Origin of the sequence: Aeromonas sp. 55A, assembly GCF_051919665.1 — a bacterium.
Classification (GTDB): Bacteria; Pseudomonadota; Gammaproteobacteria; order Enterobacterales; family Aeromonadaceae; genus Aeromonas; species Aeromonas veronii.
In genome coordinates, this window is the sequence record NZ_JBQBEH010000008.1 from 311,594 (window position 1) to 326,340 (window position 14,747).

15 protein-coding genes and 1 riboswitch are annotated in these 14,747 nt (G+C 60.2%); of the genes, 7 read left to right on the forward strand and 8 right to left on the reverse strand.

Annotation, left to right across the window (positions count from 1 at the left end; genetic code table 11):
• Positions 1-19 precede the first annotated feature (19 nt).
• The gene (locus ACTG2G_RS05180) at positions 20-877 is read right to left on the reverse strand and encodes a helix-turn-helix transcriptional regulator (protein ID WP_162628346.1); all 858 of its coding nucleotides are present in this window, start codon (positions 875-877) and stop codon (positions 20-22) included.
• Between the two features lie 120 nt (positions 878-997).
• Between ACTG2G_RS05180 and ACTG2G_RS05185 the strand changes: the two genes are divergently transcribed.
• Both ACTG2G_RS05185 and ACTG2G_RS05190 read left to right on the forward strand, forming a co-directional pair.
• The gene (locus ACTG2G_RS05185; RefSeq protein WP_005343930.1) at positions 998-2,377 is read left to right on the forward strand and encodes an MATE family efflux transporter; all 1,380 of its coding nucleotides are present in this window, start codon (positions 998-1,000) and stop codon (positions 2,375-2,377) included.
• 123 nt (positions 2,378-2,500) lie between these two features.
• Positions 2,501-2,749 (forward strand): YciN family protein, encoded by a 249-nt coding sequence (locus tag ACTG2G_RS05190; protein ID WP_005338382.1) that lies wholly within the window; start codon positions 2,501-2,503, stop codon positions 2,747-2,749.
• Positions 2,750-2,782: 33 nt separating this feature from the next.
• On the opposite strand, the gene ACTG2G_RS05195 is transcribed toward ACTG2G_RS05190, so the two are convergent.
• A complete protein-coding gene (locus ACTG2G_RS05195) occupies positions 2,783-3,904 on the reverse strand; it encodes a GGDEF domain-containing protein (protein ID WP_005338383.1) in 1,122 nt (373 codons plus the stop codon).
• Positions 3,905-4,150: 246 nt separating this feature from the next.
• Here ACTG2G_RS05195 and ACTG2G_RS05200 point away from each other — a divergent pair, with 246 nt between their 5' ends.
• Together ACTG2G_RS05200 and ACTG2G_RS05205 are read left to right on the forward strand one after the other, a co-directional pair.
• Complete coding sequence (locus ACTG2G_RS05200) at positions 4,151-5,548, forward strand: nucleobase:cation symporter-2 family protein (protein WP_439985243.1); 1,398 nt, start codon at positions 4,151-4,153, stop codon at positions 5,546-5,548.
• A gap of 102 nt (positions 5,549-5,650) precedes the next feature.
• The gene (locus ACTG2G_RS05205; RefSeq protein ID WP_439985244.1) at positions 5,651-6,367 is read left to right on the forward strand and encodes a lipoyl protein ligase domain-containing protein; all 717 of its coding nucleotides are present in this window, start codon (positions 5,651-5,653) and stop codon (positions 6,365-6,367) included.
• Positions 6,368-6,481: 114 nt separating this feature from the next.
• On the opposite strand, the gene ACTG2G_RS05210 is transcribed toward ACTG2G_RS05205, so the two are convergent.
• A complete protein-coding gene (locus ACTG2G_RS05210) occupies positions 6,482-7,858 on the reverse strand; it encodes an alanine/glycine:cation symporter family protein (protein WP_421387477.1) in 1,377 nt (458 codons plus the stop codon).
• 107 nt (positions 7,859-7,965) lie between these two features.
• Positions 7,966-8,081, reverse strand: a riboswitch (glycine riboswitch).
• Positions 8,082-8,588: 507 nt separating this feature from the next.
• Between ACTG2G_RS05210 and ACTG2G_RS05215 the strand changes: the two genes are divergently transcribed.
• The gene (locus ACTG2G_RS05215) at positions 8,589-9,740 is read left to right on the forward strand and encodes a type III PLP-dependent enzyme (protein ID WP_421269684.1); all 1,152 of its coding nucleotides are present in this window, start codon (positions 8,589-8,591) and stop codon (positions 9,738-9,740) included.
• A gap of 88 nt (positions 9,741-9,828) precedes the next feature.
• Here the strand turns inward: ACTG2G_RS05215 and ACTG2G_RS05220 are convergent, their stop codons facing one another.
• Together ACTG2G_RS05220 and ACTG2G_RS05225 are read right to left on the reverse strand one after the other, a co-directional pair.
• Positions 9,829-10,797 carry a calcium/sodium antiporter gene (locus ACTG2G_RS05220; protein ID WP_439985245.1) on the reverse strand — a complete coding sequence of 323 codons (969 nt, stop codon included), beginning with the start codon at positions 10,795-10,797 and terminating at the stop codon, positions 9,829-9,831.
• 125 nt (positions 10,798-10,922) lie between these two features.
• The gene (locus tag ACTG2G_RS05225) at positions 10,923-11,396 is read right to left on the reverse strand and encodes a peroxiredoxin (protein WP_100646526.1); all 474 of its coding nucleotides are present in this window, start codon (positions 11,394-11,396) and stop codon (positions 10,923-10,925) included.
• Positions 11,397-11,522: 126 nt separating this feature from the next.
• Here ACTG2G_RS05225 and ACTG2G_RS05230 point away from each other — a divergent pair, with 126 nt between their 5' ends.
• Positions 11,523-12,449 carry a phenylacetate--CoA ligase family protein gene (locus ACTG2G_RS05230; RefSeq protein WP_421172538.1) on the forward strand — a complete coding sequence of 309 codons (927 nt, stop codon included), beginning with the start codon at positions 11,523-11,525 and terminating at the stop codon, positions 12,447-12,449.
• A gap of 83 nt (positions 12,450-12,532) precedes the next feature.
• Here ACTG2G_RS05230 and yfcD read toward each other — a convergent pair whose 3' ends face one another.
• Positions 12,533-13,015 (reverse strand): NUDIX hydrolase YfcD, encoded by a 483-nt coding sequence (yfcD, locus tag ACTG2G_RS05235; protein ID WP_021229132.1) that lies wholly within the window; start codon positions 13,013-13,015, stop codon positions 12,533-12,535.
• Positions 13,016-13,218: 203 nt separating this feature from the next.
• Here yfcD and ACTG2G_RS05240 point away from each other — a divergent pair, with 203 nt between their 5' ends.
• Positions 13,219-13,437 carry a DUF1107 family protein gene (locus tag ACTG2G_RS05240; protein WP_421172537.1) on the forward strand — a complete coding sequence of 73 codons (219 nt, stop codon included), beginning with the start codon at positions 13,219-13,221 and terminating at the stop codon, positions 13,435-13,437.
• A gap of 54 nt (positions 13,438-13,491) precedes the next feature.
• Here ACTG2G_RS05240 and ACTG2G_RS05245 read toward each other — a convergent pair whose 3' ends face one another.
• The gene (locus ACTG2G_RS05245; RefSeq protein WP_439985246.1) at positions 13,492-13,806 is read right to left on the reverse strand and encodes a DUF2845 domain-containing protein; all 315 of its coding nucleotides are present in this window, start codon (positions 13,804-13,806) and stop codon (positions 13,492-13,494) included.
• A 188-nt stretch (positions 13,807-13,994) separates the two neighbouring features.
• Positions 13,995-14,606 (reverse strand): FKBP-type peptidyl-prolyl cis-trans isomerase, encoded by a 612-nt coding sequence (locus tag ACTG2G_RS05250; protein ID WP_005338405.1) that lies wholly within the window; start codon positions 14,604-14,606, stop codon positions 13,995-13,997.
• Positions 14,607-14,747 lie beyond the last annotated feature (141 nt).

Genomic DNA, 14,747 nt, shown 5'->3' on the forward strand with positions numbered 1-14,747 from the left:
GGGGCTTGTCTCATTAATTTCAAAGAGTTTGCACATCCGTTGCAAAAGGTTTGCGACCCAGTCGACGAAAGGCGCCGGGGGTCTGACCAGTCAGACGACGAAAGCGGTTGGCAAAGTTGGCCCCATCGCTGTAACCGACCCGGGCCGCCAGCTCGCCAAGTGGCCAGTTGGTATAGAGCAGCAGCTGGCGCGCCTTGTTCATTCTGAGCTCGGTCACCCTCGCCATCGGCCCCATACCGAACGCTTGCTGACAGAGCCGGTGCAGATGGGGAACGGAGCAGGCCATCTGTCGGGCCAGCAGGGCGACACTCCAGGGTTCGTCCAGGCGCGCCTCCACCCGGCGAAACAGTGCCTGCAATCTGAGTTCAGGGGTGCCACGCACCTCCCCTTGCAGGGTGCGCTCCAGCAGCGCCAGCAACAGGCTGAGCAGTTGGGGTTGCAGCGAAGAGCGAACCCCTTCCCCCTGCATCAGGCTGAGCAGATGGTAGAGCTGATCGCCGCCATCCCCTTGCCAGATACGGTGACCAAGGCGATGCAGGTGCTGCCAGCGCGGCACGTCATCGAGCAAAATCCAGCTGATCTGCCAGCTTTCGCCAATCAGCTTGAGACCACCGGGCACGGCGGCGGGCAGGAAAATCAGCGACCCGGCCGGAATGGCTTGCTCCCCCTCGTCGGTGAGCAGCGCGCCCCCCTCATCATGACTCATCATCAGGATGTGAAACTCGGGGCGATTGCGGCGGATGAGGTAGTGATCCCGCACCCGGGAGAGGCCGGTCAGGAAGATCCCTGCCTCGCCGAGCAGGGGCAGCCCTTCACGTCCCAACATCTGCTCTTCACAGGCTGGCGCTATCTCCAGACACTCGCTGGCAAATGGCATAACACCTCAACAGGATATTTTTACACAAGAAAACCGAGAGCTACTCACAGTGAGAAGAGCCTCGTCAGCCCCTATCATACCCCTGACAAACCTTGCTTTTCTCATACCCGGTTAACAACTATGAATTATTGGCAAGCGATTTTAAAACAAACCACCGATCGCGAGTTCATGACCCGATTGTGGCGGCTGGCTCTGCCTGTCTCGCTGCAATCCATGATGTTCTCCCTGCTCGGCCTCATCGATATCATGATGGTGAGCCAGCTTGGCACCACGGCTGTGGCGGCGGTCGGCTTGGGTAACCGGGTCTTCTTTTTCAATCTGCTGGTGATAGCGGGCCTCGCGGGCGGGGTCTCGGTATTGGCAGCACAATACTTCGGGCGCGGTGAGATGGCCGGGGTGCGCCGCTCCCTGGCGCTGGCCATAGTGGGCGCCCTGCTGGTCACCCTGCCCTTTGCCTTCATCTATGTGTTATCACCGGGCAGCGTGCTGGGTTTTGCCAGTCAGGATCCGGCACTGCGCGAGCTGGCGGATCAATTCTTGATGATCACCGGCGCCACCATCCTCTGTACCGCCATCGTGGTGCCGCTGGAGTCAGCCCTGCGCTCGGTCGGCAATGCCGCCGCGCCGACCCGCATCGGCATTATCGCCATCATCGCCAACGTTATCCTCAACTACGCCCTCATCTTCGGTCACTTCGGCTTCGAGGCGATGGGGGTGGCCGGTTCGGCCTGGGGCACCACCATTTCACGGCTGCTGCAGACAGCCCTGCTGCTGCTCTACGTAAAGCGTTATGAAGCGCGCCTGATCCCGCGTGCACCAGACTGGCTGGCCGCCTTCAAACGCAAGGAGGTGGTGCGCTTTACCCTGATCGCCCTGCCGCTGCTGTTCCATGACGGCCTCTGGGCCTTCGGCATGCTGATTTACGGCTTTCTCTATGCCCATCTTGGCACCGATTCGCTGGCCATCATGACCACCCTCGGCACCCTGGAGAGCATCCTTATCTCCCTCTTCTTCGGACTGGCGGTGGCCTGCTCCACCCTGCTCGGCCACCGGCTCGGGGCCGAGGAGTACGAGATTGCCTGGCAGCACTCCCAGCTGTTCCTGCTGCTGGCACCGATTGGCGCGCTACTGGTGGGGATCATCGTCTGGCTGCTGCAAGCCAACCTGCTGCAGTGGGTCGGCAACCTGCCCCCCGAGCTGATGACGGAAGCGGGACAGGTGCTCGGCATCATGTGCCTCGGGATGCTGCTCAAGGTGTTCAACATGGTGGGGATCATCGGGGTGCTGCGCTCTGGCGGCGATGTGAACTACAGCATCTTCATCGATATTGTCGGCATGTGGTGCATCGGCATCCCGCTCGCCTGGGTGGCGGTCACTCTGCTCGGCTGGCCCCTCTCCTGGGTGGTGGCGGTGGTCTTGCTGGAGGAGCTCAGCAAAGTGTTGCTGGTGCAGCGCCGTATTCGCCAACGCTGCTGGTTGAAGAATCTGGTGATCGGATAAACAGCCACAAATCGGGGTCATATCAATGACAGAAAAACCCTGTTTGCAGTATGCTGGGCGCCTCTTCAATCAGAGGCAGGGATCCACGATTTCCCTGTCCAGTAGTCGTTTAAGGAGACGAGCATGCAACCACAGAAAGAGCTGATCACCGAGACGGCCCTGCTTGAGATGGCCAACAAGATCATCAAAGAGCATGAAGACTTCATCCACGGTATGCGCGCCGATTCGGTGGAGCAGAAGGGGGATATTCTGGTGTTCAAGGGGGAGTATTTCCTGGCCGAAGATGGTACCCCGACCGGCAAGACCATGGCGGTCTTCAACATGTTCAAGCTGCTGGCCCAGCAGCTCTCCGGCAAGTACAAGCTGGCCTGATCTCGCCAGCTCATTGCCAACAGGATGCCGCCCTCAGGCGGCATCTGTTTTTGCGCGGTTCTGCCCCTCGACCACCACGCAGTTGCGTCCCGCCATCTTGGCCTGATAGAGACACTCGTCGGCACGGTTGATCAGAATATCGATGGTGTCATCGGCACGAGCCATGGCAATCCCGATACTTACTGTCACCTCCAGCAATTCGTCCGAGGTGGGGCTCTTCACCAACCGCGCCTCGACGGCAATGCGCAGCCGCTCGGCCATTTTGCTCGCCAGCGCCGGATCGGCGCAGTTATGCATCAGGATGGCAAACTCTTCGCCGCCATAACGCCCCAGCACCATGTCAGGCTCCAGCTGCTCCCCCAGGGTGGTCGCCACCTCCTTGAGCACCGCATCCCCCGCCAGATGGCCGTAGATATCGTTGATCCGCTTGAAGCGATCGAGATCCAGCAACATCACCGCAAAGGGCTTCTTCTTGAGTTGCAGCCGGATTCTGGCCTGCTCCAGCTGCTTCATCAGCAGGCGGCGGTTCATCATGCCGGTCAGCTCATCGGTGGTCGATTCCCGATAGAGCCGCAGCAGCATGTTGAGTTGGCCGCACTGCACCCAGCAACTGGCCATGGTAAACATGCCGAGCACCCACACCTGATTCAGGGTGGCCTGACTCCAGATGCTCTGACCCACCAGCAACCAGTGGCCCAGCAGCATGGTCACCAGCACCACGCCTGCCAGTTGCAAGCCGAGGGAGAGTGGGATGGGGAAGATGGCAAACAGGGTGATCAACAAATAGGGAAAAGCCGCATAGCCCGCCTGCAACTCCTGTCCGGCGCCAAAGCTGTTCAGGCAAAAGAGAGAGAAGAGCATCATCACGGCCATCAGGTAGCCAAGGGCCAGCTTCATTCGCTCTCGCTTGAAGTGGATGAGGTACGAGAGCGGAATAAGTGGCGAGAGCGCCAGGGTGCAGAAGATCCTGGCCTGGAATAGCTGCTCGAAATGAACGGCGGGCAAGGTCAACCAATCCACCACGGCCCAGGCGGGCAATCCGAGCATCAGCAAGCAGGTCAGCAGGCGCAAACGCACTGTCATAAACCCCATGCGAGTACGAGTAAAGTCTTCGGAGTGAACCCTCGCACTCCAGAACTCTGACAACTTGAGCATCCAGAGTCTCCACGATGAATACTGAGGGCTCATTCTACACCTACAAAGTGGTAAAAATGTCATTAGCGGGGAGAATAAAAAGGAGAGGTCGGTCACACAAACCGACAGATGATAATCTCAGCGCGCAAACGTTTCAACCCATCAAAAAATAAACCTTTTTTTGCATAATTAGCGCTGGTCAGCCTCATTTCAATCACTACAATAGCGCCCAATTTTCTCCCCCTCCCCACACAATTCGAGGTACTTATGGAACAGGCTGCTGTCACACGCGCCAATCGAGAGGCACATCCACCCAGGCGAGCCCATAGCGAACTGGTCTATGGCATAGAGGATGTCCCGCCTCTGCCCCAGACGCTGTTCGCCGCCCTGCAGCATATGCTCGCCATGTTTGTCGCCATCATTACCCCGCCCCTGATTATTGCCAATGCCCTCGGCCTCCCTGCCGCCGACACCCGTTATATCGTCTCCATGTCGCTGGTCATGTCCGGCATCGCCTCCTTCATTCAAACCCGCCGCTTCGGTCCCATCGGTTCCGGCCTGCTCTCGGTACAGGGCACCAGCTTCAACTTCCTCGGCCCCATCATCGCCTCCGGTCTCGCCCTCAAACAGGCGGCCATGCCCACCGACGATCTGCTGGGCACATTGTTCGGCACCATGATGGTTGCCGCACTCACTATCGTGGTGATGAGCCGCTTCCTCCATCTGGTGAAACGGATCATCACCCCGCTGGTGACCGGCATAGTGGTGCTGCTGATCGGCCTGACCCTGATCAAAGTGGGCCTGATCAGCATGGGCGGCGGCTATGCAGCCCTCTCTGATGGCAGCTTCGCCAGCCACACCAACCTCTTCCTCTCCCTGCTGGTGCTCGGCCTTATCGTGTTGCTGCAACGCAGTCGCAACCCCTGGTTGCGCCTCTCCGCCATCATGATCGCCATGCTGGCGGGCTATGCCGTGGCCCTGCTGTTGGGCAAAGTGAGCGCCCCCACCTTCGACGGCCCGCTGGTGATGGTGCCCATTCCGCTCCACTACGGTCTCGGCTTTGACTGGCAGTTGTTCGTGCCGCTCGCCATCATCTTCGTGGTGACGGCGCTCGAAGCGATCGGCGACATGACCGCCACCTCGGATATCTCCGGCGAGCCACTGGAAGGGCCTGTCTATATGGAGCGGATCAAAGGCGGCGTGCTGGCCGATGGTGCCAACTCCATGCTGGCGGCAGTTTTCTCCACCTTCCCCATGTCCACCTTCGCCCAGAATAACGGCGTCATTCAGCTGACCGGCGTCGCCAGCCGTCACGTCGGGCTCTTTATCGCCGCCATGCTGGCGCTGCTTGGCCTGTTCCCGGCGGTCGCCAGTCTGGTGCAGCAGATCCCCGAGCCAGTGCTGGGCGGTGCCACCATCGTGATGTTCGGCACCATCGCCGCCGCTGGCGTGCGCATCATTGCCCGCGAGGAGCTGGATCGCCGCGCCCTGATGATCCTGGCAGTGTCGCTGGCCATGGGGCTGGGAGTCGCGCAGGTGCCGGAAGTGCTGCAACACCTGCCGGAGCTGGCCAAGAGCGTGCTCTCCTACGGCGTCGCCACCGGTGGCATTACCGCCATCGTGCTCAACCTGCTGCTGCCCAAGCGCGAAGCGCGTCACTCCTGAGACATCGTCCACCGATAGCCAACCCAAGCCCCGCACTGCGGGGCTTTACCTTGCCAGTCTCCACGGGTAGTGTGCTGGGCAGCCTTTTTTGAGGATGCCGCCATGCCCTATCGCCTGCTCTCTCCCCTCCCCGATACCGCTTCACCCGCACAAATACTGGCGCAAGAGCAGCGCTGGCTGCGCGACTGTGCCCATGACGGCCAGCCCCGCGCTCACCTCTGGCAGGCGCCCCAATGCCTGATTGTCACTCGCAAGGATACCCGCCTCCCCCATTACGAAGCCGCCTGCAAACAGCTGGCAGACGAAGGCTGGCCGGTGCATGTGCGCGACAGTGGCGGTACCGCCGTGCCCCACGGGGCGGGGATCCTCAACCTATCCCTGCTGCTGCCCCGCACCACCACAGATCTCGCCCACTACTACCGGCTGCTGGGGGCGCCGCTGCTGACCCTGTTGGCGGAGTACGGCCTTGAGGGAAGCTATGACTTCGTGCCCGGATCCTTTTGCGATGGTCAGTACAATCTGGTGATCGGGGGACGCAAGATCACCGGTACTGCCCAGCGCTGGCTGGCGCCGGGGCAGGATCACCAGGGCGCCGTGCTGGCACAAGCCATGCTGCTGGTGGCGGGTGATGTGGATGAGGGAACCAGGATGGCGAGCCGCTTCTACGAGCTGGCGGGCGGCGAACTGCGTTTTATGGCGGGAACCTCCACCACGCTGGCAAGCAGCATCGATTGGCACGGTAGCGATCAGGCACTGGTAGAGAAAGTGCGAGCACGTCTGGATAGCCTGCTGAGCGAGGGGCTATCCCCCCCATCCTGACCTTATTCCGAAGGGAGAGGGAAAGTACCTATCCTTAGACACAGCGCACAAAAAAGCCACGACCGAAGTCGTGGCTTGTTCTTTTCAAGGGAAGCGTGAAACGAGCTGAGGCGCTCAAGCCGTCTGCGGCTCCGGCTCGGCTTCACTATCCAGATCCCGGCTAAAGTAGGCGCGGGTCTCGGCGATCACCACATGGCGCAGGCCAATCAGGCCGATGAGGTTGGGCACCGCCATCAGGCCATTAACGATATCGGCCAGCAGCCAAATCATGTCCAGATGGAGGAAGGCACCGCTCGCCACCAGCGCCAGATAGACCAGACGATAGGGCTTGATTGCCTTCACCCCAAACAGGTACTCGGTGCAGCGCTCGCCGTAGTAGTTCCAGCCAAGGATGGTGGTAAAGGCGAAGAACAGGAGGCCAATGCTCACCAGATACTGGCCGACATGGGCATCGAGCCCCTGGGCAAAGGCCAGACTGGTCATGGCCGCACCGCTTGCGTCGCCGCTCCACACGCCGGTCACCACCAGGGTCAGGCCGGTCATGGTGCAGATGATGATGGTGTCGATGAAGGTACCTGTCATAGAGACCAACCCCTGCTCCACGCACGAATCGGTCTTGGCTGCCGCCGCCGCGATGGGCGCAGAGCCCAGTCCCGATTCGTTGGAGAAGACCCCGCGCGCCACCCCGGACTGAATGGCCAGCATGATGCTGGCACCGACGAAGCCGCCGGTCGCCGCATGGCCGGTGAAGGCACTCTCGATCACCAGCATGACGGCATCGGGCATGGCGCTAGCGTTGTTCACCAGCACGCCCAGACAGGCGACGATGTAGAAGATGGCCATGAAGGGCACCACCTTGCTCGACACGCTGGAGATGGACTTGATCCCCCCCAGGGTCACCAGCGCCACGATCAGGGTCAGCACCACGGCGGTCGCTTCACGGGGCACCGAGAAGGAGAGACTCATGGCGTCGGAGATGGCATTGACCTGAGGGAAGGTACCGATGCCGAAGAAGGCCACGCCGATACCGAACAGGGCAAACAGCTTGGCGAGTGGCTTGGAACCGAGCCCCTTCTCCAGATAGTACATGGGACCGCCCGCCATCTGGCCGTTGGCATCCTGCTCGCGGTATTTGACCGCCAGCAGACACTCGGCGTACTTGGTGGCCATGCCGAACAGCGCCGCCATCCACATCCAGAACAGGGCACCGGGGCCGCCGAGCTTGATGGCGGTAGCCACTCCGACGATGTTGCCGGTACCGATGGTGGCAGAGAGGGCGGTACAGAGGGCGCCGAAGCTGGAGACATCCCCCTGCTTGCCATGCCCCTGATCGCGGCCAAAGACCAGCCGCAGAGCGAGCGGCAAGCGCACGACCTGAAGCAGACCCAGACGCAGGGTGAGATAGATACCGGTCCCGACCAGCAGGATCAGCAGGGGCGGCCCCCAGATAAAGCTATCGATGGCGGTTAACGCCGATTGAATTGATGACATGCATCCTCCTTAAGAAACAGAAATTAAGGAGGAGAAGGATGATCTTCCCATAGGTGTCGCGATCGGCCAGAGGCGATCGGATGCGGGCCAAGCCCAGGTACAACCATCCCATCCCCTCTGTCCTTTTGCCTGAGAGTTTCCGGCGCCTGCCTGCCCTTGCGGGTAGTCGTGGTGCCTTGCTCCTTCGGCGCCCGATTTAACGGGTCTCTCCAGAGTATCGTCCAGTAGCAGTCCACACCGGTTGCCCGGTACCTGAAAGATTCACTTCTTCGGTGGATGGTTGCCCATCGCTCTCCTGCTACCTTCATCCGAACTAGTTTGGATTAGGAAGTCGGCATGTTAATCCAAAAAATGTGAGCTGTCTCGCACTTGGCCGCCCCCATTTATATTTTTTTAGTGACCACCAGAATCGCAGCAAGAATGTTAAATGTTAGTTAACTATCAACAAGTTAGGCTTTCACGGATCAAATGTGGCCCAAACGGGAAAAATGGCGGATAGAGAACAGTGATCCCTCTCGTTTCGCCAAGAAAATCTTGCCGACATATCCAATCAAAATGCTTGCGCACAGAATCAATAAGCCGATAATCCGCTGCATAACCAAGCACTTTGCCATCAATTTATGCACTGTGTTCGGTTGGTCCCACCGGACCGCTCGCCTGACCCGGCCGTCGCCGGTTCAATCGCATATGGCTTGGGCATATCACGCCCCCTAAGGATGACCAAAAGAGAATGAACGAGACCCTGGTAGCACAAGATTACCGTCAGCTGGTTGAACAATTCGGCTCCCCCCTGCTGCTGCTCGACAAGGCAGCCGTCCGCAAACAGTATCGGGCCCTGGCCGCCGCCCTGCCCGATGTACGATTGCACTATGCACTCAAACCCCTGCCCCATGAGGCGGTGGTCTCTGTCTTGAAGGAAGAGGGTGCCTGTTTCGATCTGGCCACCAATGGCGAAGTGGATCTGGTGCGCAGTCAGGGGGTTCGCCCGGGACGTTGCATTCATACCCATCCCATCAAGCGCGACAGCGATATCCGTTATGCGCTGGAGTTTGGCTGCACAGTGTTTGTCTACGACAACCCGCTGGAGCTGGAAAAGTTCATTCCCTACAAGGACGAAGTGAAACTGCTGCTGCGGGTCAGCTTCCCCAACCCCGAGACCAAGGTCGATCTCTCCAAAAAGTTCGGCTGCACTCCGGAGCAGGCGCTGCCGCTGCTGCAACTGGCCCACGCCAAGGGGATCAAGGTGATGGGGCTGTCGTTCCACGTCGGCTCGCAAGTGCCTCATGCCCGTCGCCATGTGCAGGCCATCGACGCCTGCCGCGAGATCATGGAGCAGGCCTGGGCGCTCGGGCTCAAGCCCTGGGTGCTGGATATCGGCGGCGGTTTCCCGGTGGATTATGAGGGGGGCGAGTTCGATATCGACGGCTTCTGCGCGCCGATCCGCGACGCGCTGGCTAAGTTGCCCGCTACCGTGCAGAAGATTGCCGAACCGGGCCGCTTTATCAGCGCGCCGGCCATGACTTCGGTATCCAGCGTGATGGGCAAGGCCCACCGCGGCGACAAGATCTGGTACTACCTGGATGACGGCCTCTACGGCAGCTACAACGGCCAGCTCTATGACCACGTCACCTATCCGGTGAGCACGCCTTATGCCAGCGGCGAGCAGCACAACTCGGTGCTCTCCGGCCCCACCTGCGACAGCGTGGATGTGATCCGCGATGGCATCATGCTGCCGGATCTGGCTATCGGCGAGTTGGTGGTTGGCAAGGTGATGGGCGCCTACACCTGGGCCTCCGCCTCCACCTTCAACTTCTTCCCCAAGGCCAGCATCCTCATTCTGGACAGCAGCCAGAAGGGGCAGAAGCTGGTGGCAGTAGCCTGAGCACACCGCTCGCTCGCCAACAGGTTCACTGGGCAAAAACAAGAGGGGGAAGCTTGAGCTTCCCCCTCTCTCATTTCACCAACACCTATCAGATAAACTGACTGGTCAGCAGCCAGCCGGTGTAGGCGACGAAGCAAGTCAGCAGCACGCCCCCCTCCAACCGGTTGATACGGCCCTGCCCCTTGCGGCCCAGACACATCACCAGCAGCAGCAGGGTCAGCCCCATCATGATGCTCCAGTCACGGGTGAGCACCTCCGGCGCCACATCGAGCGGGTGGATGCCCGCCGCAATCCCCACCACCGCCAGGGTGTTGAACAGGTTGGAGCCGAGCACGTTGCCAAGGGCCAGGTCATGCTCGTTCTTGCGAATGGCGATGAGGGACGAGGCCAGCTCCGGCAGGGAGGTTCCCACCGCGACTATGGTGAGACCAATCACCAAATCGCTGATACCAAGCGCCTGAGCGATGGTCACCGCCCCCCAGACCAACAGGCGGGAAGCGCCGATCAGCAGCACCAGCCCGACCACCAACCAGAAAACGGCGCTCTTGAGGGACATCCCCTCGCTCTCGATATCCTCGGCGGTCTCGGTATCCAGCGCATCTCCCTTGCCATTCATGCCAGCCCAGATGGACCAGCCCATCAGGGCAACGAAGACGGCCCCCAGAATGACCGCATCCATCCGGCCCAGATGACCATCAATCAGCAGGGCACCTGAGAGCAGGGTAATACCGAGCAGGATCGGGATCTCCTTGCGCACTACCTGAGAGGCCACCGCGATAGGGCTGATCAGTGCCGTCAGACCCAGGATCAGCGCGATATTGGTGATGTTGGAGCCATAGGCATTACCAAGCGCCAACCCGGGATTGCCCTGGGACGCCGCCAGCGCCGAGACCACCATCTCCGGGGCCGAGGTACCAAAACCGATGATCACCATGCCGATCAGCAGCGGCGGCATCCCCGCATAACGGGCGGTCGCCGCAGCACCATCCACAAACTTGTCAGCACTCCAGACCAGCAGCGCCAGTCCGGCAATCAGGGCAACAACAGCCAGGGTCATAACATCTCCATCCCATCGCCAGTAAGCAACAGAGTCAGGACAAGCTCCTGACCCGATTCAAAAGTGGCGCCAGTGTAACGAGCCAGCCTCCCATTTCAAGGGGAAATCAAACTGCGATTAACATTTCACAGCACAGCCAGCAGACTCGCGGCATCGGAGACCTCAAACTTGCCAGGCGCCTCCACAAACAGCTGCTCGACCACGCCATCGTTGGCGATCAACGCAAAGCGCTGGGCGCGGATACCTCCAAAGGCGCCGGTATCCTTGGCCAGACCCAGCGCCCGGGTCCAGCTGCCGTCGCCATCCGCCAGCATGGTGATCGCCTCGGCATTCTGGGCCGTCTGCCAGGCCCGCATCACGAAAGCATCGTTGACCGACAGACAGCAGATGGCATCCACCCCTTTGGCCATAAACTGATCGGCCAGCACCACATAACCGGGCAGGTGGGCATTGGAGCAGGTGGGAGTAAAAGCACCGGGTACCGCAAACAGCACTACTTTTTTACCGGCGAACAGCGTCTGGCTATCCCGCAGCTGCTTGCCCTCGGCGGTGATAAAGGTAAATTCGCCCGAAGGCAGGGTCTGACCCATCGCAATCATTGTGCTCGTCCTTAAGTGGAGGGAGGAGGCCCCAGTCTACCCCACTGCCGAGCTGTGACACAGACCTCCCTTTGCCTGGATCATTTGAACTAACCTTGAGCAGGATCAGCCGACCAAGGAGGCCTCATGCAGCACTATTACGATGGACTGGAAATTCGCCCCCCCGCCTTGCGCGAACAACAGCAGCTGGAGCAGCTCAATCATCAGCTTACCCATGTCAGTCAATATTGCGCCGGTTACTCCAGCGTCTATCGCCAGTGCCGCCTCGAGGATCTGGCAGAGCTGGCCACCCTGCCACTGCTCGACAGCAAAGAGCTGTTTGCCGCCCAGCAGGCTCACCCTCCGTTCGCCGGACTCACCGGCCGCCCCGCCAGTCAGGCGCTGCGGGTCTTCTCCTGTCCGGGCCAGCTGGCCATCCCCGAGTATGCGGGAGCAGACTGGTGGGGGGCCGCTCGAGCACTGTTTGCCGCCGGCTTCAAGCCAGGTGAGGTAATACTCAATGGCCACGACTATCATGCCGGCCCCACCGCCTTTATCTTCGATAACGGAGCCCGCCAGCTCGGGGCTCCCGTGGCACCCTGCGGCCCCCACGATACCCAGCGCCAACTGGAGGCGCTGCTGCGCTATCAACCCACCGGCTACGTCGGCCCGCTGGTGACCCTGCTCGATCTGCTGGAAGCGGCCGAAGCGGCGGAGATCCCGAGCGACTCGCTGCGCCGCGCCCTGCTGTGTGAAGCCACTCACCCGGAAACCGCGCCGCTGCGCGCCATTCACGGCATTGCGGCCCTCAACTGTCTGGTGTGGCAAGATGTGGGGGTGGTGGCTTACGAGAGCCGACCAGGAGAGGGATTTATTGTGAGCGAGAGTTGCATCATCGAGATCATCGATCCCGCCAGCGGCGAGCCGGTGAGCGGCGACGAGACCGGCCAGCTGGTGCTGACCAGGCTTGACCTAGAGTATCCATTGCTGCGCCTCGTCACCGACTGGCAGGGGCACTGGCTCACGACGCCAAGCCCGTGCGGTCGCTCCAACCGGCGCCTAAAACTGGTGTAGCAGGCCAAGTAAATTCACAAATGCAGACGGGCAGCCATCAGGCTGCCCGTCTTCTCTCTGGCGAAGAAAATGTGCGGCGCTTGTCAGCGTCTCGCCTGCCAGGTGGCGATGGCGAGCAGGGAGTCGGGGGTAAATTCGCTGGCACGCTCGGCAATCTCGGCCAGGCTCATCCAGTGCACCGCGCTCACCTCTTCGGCCTGCAACTGCAGCGGCCCCTGATAACGGCAGCTGAAGAGACCGCCCCAGACCCGGTAGCCCTCCCCTTCGGCATAGAAGCTGCCAAAGCCCTGCAGTGGAACATCCATAATCCCCAGCTCTTCGGCCAACTCGCGCCGAGCGGAGCGCTCCATCTCCTCACCGGTGGTGACCACGCCACCAGCGCAGGCATCCAGCATGCCGGGGCAGAAATCCTTGCTGAGGGTGCGTCGCTGCACCAGGATCCGATCCGCGTCGTCGAGCACCAGAATATAGCTGGCGCGATGGCAGAGATTCTCCCGCCGCACCTTGGCTCGCTCGGCCACGCCAATCACCCGGTTATTCCCGTCCACCACATCAACCCATTCCACGCACAGGCCCTTTCGTTTGTTCCATTCAAGCCCGCAGTATATCGGTGCGGTGGTTTGCCATGGCACAACTTTTTCGATGATGACGTCAATTTGCCGAACTCACTGGCAAAATAAGGATTCATGCAAATCTTTATAAACCGTCATATCAATGTCATTGACCGACACCATAGTGTGCCCTGTCCAGGCAATCAGGGAACCGTGTGATGAAGGTATTCAAGCAGTTATCCCCACGGCAGATCGCTCGCTACATCAAGAGCTTTCATCGAGGCTATTTTGCCATCGAGTCGCTGGGGACATTTGAATTCAACGCGGGCAGGATCAGCCTCCATGGCCTGACCTGCCGCCAGCGGCTAAGACTGGCTCGCCAGATCAATCTGGCGGTCAGACAACTTGGTCACAACGACCCCTTGCCGGACATGTGAGTCAAAGGGTCTTGCCCTGCTGTCTGTTGTGCATCCATGCCTTTCGCCCGCCGGCTACTCGCCGCGCGGGCCATTTTCGATGTCGATTACCTTGCCGTTGCGCACGGTGACAAAACGCATGAATTCGTTCTTGCCGAAGTTATAGGTCCAGCGTTCACCATATTTGACCTCGACCACGTTGCCGTACTGATTCTCCTCGTTACGGGTAATATCTTCCCGCAACATCGGCTCGCCGCACTTGAGCAGCATCTCGGCGGTGGTGTCTCCCTCTGTGATCAGGGCGTTCTTGCAGCGCATGGCATCGGCGCTGGCCGGAATGCTCAGCAGCAACAGAGCAAGCCCCGCTACATTCTTCATCTTATTGCTCATCGGGTTCTCCTTATCCTCTCTAATGAGTCGCAGTATGCCTGTTTCCGTTTCTGAAAAAACCAGTCAATGGCGCAAAAACGCCGTCCTTTTCTGCTCTCCAGCCCGCTGCCCGCGACAAATGCTGTCTATCACATAACCCAAAAACAAACGGCGACCCGAGGGTCGCCGTTTGCATCAAGCCAGCAGGATCACAGGATGTCCAGCAGCTCGACTTCAAATACCAGTGCAGAGTAAGGCGGGATGGAGCCCGCGCCACGGGCACCGTAGGCCAGATCGTGGGGGATGTAGAGCTTCCACTTGGAACCAACCGGCATCAGCTGCAGCGCTTCAACCCAGCCAGCGATCACGCCGGTCACCGGGAATTCAGCCGGCTGGCCGCGAGCGACGGAGCTGTCGAATACGCCACCGTGGGTGAAGGTACCGTGGTAGTGCACACGCACGGACTGACCGGCTACCGGAACGGCACCGTTGCCTTCTACCAGCACTTCGTACTGCAGACCGGAGTCGGTCACCTTCACTTCAGCGCGCTTGGCGTTATCAGCCAGGAAGGCTTCGCCGTCAGCAGCGGCGGCCTTGGCGGCGGCTTCCTGCTCTTCTTGCATACGCGCAGTGATCACCTGGAAGGCATCATTGATATCGTCACGGCTGACCGCGAACTCCAGACCATTCAGGGCATCTGCCAGACCTTGTTGCAGGGCCGGGATATCCAGACCGGCAAAGGCTTGCTGCGCCAGCTGATCACCCATGTTGCGGCCGATGCCATAGCTGGCCTTCTGTTCGATAGAGTCGTATTGGGACATTGAGATGTTGCTCCAGATCCATGTAGTAAAGAGGCGGGATAATATCAGACTTTTGGCCGGGGTGCTGCCGGGGGCGCCCCTGATTTCCCCGTCAGTGGGAGGAACTTCACACAAGATGCGGATGAACGCCGCCCAACGGCG

Bases quoted from the DNA above. Each gene is read 5' to 3' on its own strand.
- ACTG2G_RS05200 (WP_439985243.1), top strand. From the start codon at position 4,151: ATGGAACAGGCTGCTGTCACACGCGCCAATCGAGAGGCACATCCACCC.
- ACTG2G_RS05220 (WP_439985245.1), bottom strand. From the start codon at position 10,797: ATGACCCTGGCTGTTGTTGCCCTGATTGCCGGACTGGCGCTGCTGGTC.
- ACTG2G_RS05245 (WP_439985246.1), bottom strand. From the start codon at position 13,806: ATGAGCAATAAGATGAAGAATGTAGCGGGGCTTGCTCTGTTGCTGCTG.
- ACTG2G_RS05215 (WP_421269684.1), top strand. From the start codon at position 8,589: ATGAACGAGACCCTGGTAGCACAAGATTACCGTCAGCTGGTTGAACAA.
- ACTG2G_RS05225 (WP_100646526.1), bottom strand. From the start codon at position 11,396: ATGATTGCGATGGGTCAGACCCTGCCTTCGGGCGAATTTACCTTTATC.
- ACTG2G_RS05180 (WP_162628346.1), bottom strand. From the start codon at position 877: ATGCCATTTGCCAGCGAGTGTCTGGAGATAGCGCCAGCCTGTGAAGAG.
- ACTG2G_RS05240 (WP_421172537.1), top strand. From the start codon at position 13,219: ATGAAGGTATTCAAGCAGTTATCCCCACGGCAGATCGCTCGCTACATC.
- ACTG2G_RS05205 (WP_439985244.1), top strand. From the start codon at position 5,651: ATGCCCTATCGCCTGCTCTCTCCCCTCCCCGATACCGCTTCACCCGCA.
- ACTG2G_RS05195 (WP_005338383.1), bottom strand. From the start codon at position 3,904: ATGCTCAAGTTGTCAGAGTTCTGGAGTGCGAGGGTTCACTCCGAAGAC.
- ACTG2G_RS05230 (WP_421172538.1), top strand. From the start codon at position 11,523: ATGCAGCACTATTACGATGGACTGGAAATTCGCCCCCCCGCCTTGCGC.
- ACTG2G_RS05210 (WP_421387477.1), bottom strand. From the start codon at position 7,858: ATGTCATCAATTCAATCGGCGTTAACCGCCATCGATAGCTTTATCTGG.
- ACTG2G_RS05190 (WP_005338382.1), top strand. From the start codon at position 2,501: ATGCAACCACAGAAAGAGCTGATCACCGAGACGGCCCTGCTTGAGATG.
- ACTG2G_RS05250 (WP_005338405.1), bottom strand. From the start codon at position 14,606: ATGTCCCAATACGACTCTATCGAACAGAAGGCCAGCTATGGCATCGGC.
- ACTG2G_RS05185 (WP_005343930.1), top strand. From the start codon at position 998: ATGAATTATTGGCAAGCGATTTTAAAACAAACCACCGATCGCGAGTTC.